Genomic DNA, 1,186 nt, shown 5'->3' with positions numbered 1-1,186 from the left:
CGAGCGCAGGCACGAACGCCAGCATCGAACTGAAAAGGCCGTAGATGACGACACCCTCAGGACGGTTGGCATAAACGTCGCGAACCGTCGCGAACGTCGCCACCAGCATGGCCGACGCGCCCACTGCTTGAAGTAGACGGAAAGCGACAAAGGCCGGTGCAGTTGAAGACCAAGCTGCTCCCAGAGACGCAATGACGAAAGCCGTTGCGCCCGCAAGTAGAATTGGCCGTCGCCCGATTCTGTCTGAGAGCGGACCAAAAATCACCTGGCCCACGCCGAGCATCACCATATAGAGGCTCAACGTGAGTTGGATCATAGCGGGCGTCGTGTTCAGGATGCCGGGCATCGCTGGAACGACAGGGAGATAAATATCCATCGCCAGTGAAGCGAGGATGTCGAAAGGAGCCATCAGCAGCAGTGCTGCCGGCAGCGTATAGGCCCACGCGGGGCGTGTGGTGGTCATGACGAATCAACCCTCGATTAAGGAATACCGGGCGACGTCTGCTCGTCAGCAATCAGATGAGACTAGCCTTACAGAGCGCCGCAACAACAATACTGGTTGTTGCGGCTTACTTGTCTGCTGACTTGGAATTTCCCATCTGATTACTCCACGCTTACGAATATGAATTGCTACATTTTATCCGATTATCTTTTGCTTCGCAATGCGGCATGGGCGCACTCAGCGTTCCAGCCCCCTCTGCCGCCCTAACTGCCACGACACCGACCCGCCCTGCACGATGCCCATAACCTCGCGGCCGAGTTGGCGGTCGATGATCGGCCGCCACGGGACAAGGGTGAACTCATGGGATTTCTCGACCACGGCGAACTTGCCGCTCGATAGATGCACGGTTCCGGTAAACTTGCCGCTGACGCTCTCGCCGTCCGTGGCGGCGCGGAACGGCAGGCCCTTACTCAAAGCCATATCCGATCCGACGCCGGCTACCTCGCGCTCCCGCAGGATGGCGAGAAGGTTGCGCCGGTAGAAGACGCGGCTGTCCCGGCTGCGGGTGGCGTCGCCCTGTTCGATATGGTGCTCGCGGCGCTGGTCCATGGCTTCGCGGACTTGTTGCCCGAAGCCGGTTGGCGCAAGGTCGGCCGTCTCGCCGTGGATCAGCCGCCGGTCCAGCCAGGTCGCGCCGTCCGATCCGATCTGTTTGTTCAGATCGACCGGGGAAAGGACGCGAAC

2 protein-coding genes are annotated in these 1,186 nt (G+C 60.2%); both read right to left on the bottom strand.

Annotated features, from left to right (window positions below; all coding sequences use genetic code 11):
• Nucleotides 1–463 (bottom strand): MFS transporter (locus tag R7070_RS25870; RefSeq protein ID WP_318141471.1); only part of this gene is annotated, 463 nt, incomplete at its 3' end.
• Between the two features lie 216 nt (nt 464–679).
• On the bottom strand, nt 680–1,186 hold a 507-nt coding region (locus R7070_RS25865; protein WP_222105491.1), incomplete at its 5' end, for a DUF3363 domain-containing protein.

The organism is Vibrio sp. 1557 (assembly GCF_033340175.1).
In the GTDB taxonomy this organism is placed as follows: Bacteria; Pseudomonadota; Gammaproteobacteria; order Enterobacterales; family Vibrionaceae; genus Vibrio; species Vibrio alginolyticus.
This window is presented reverse-complemented; position numbering and strand designations above follow the sequence as displayed.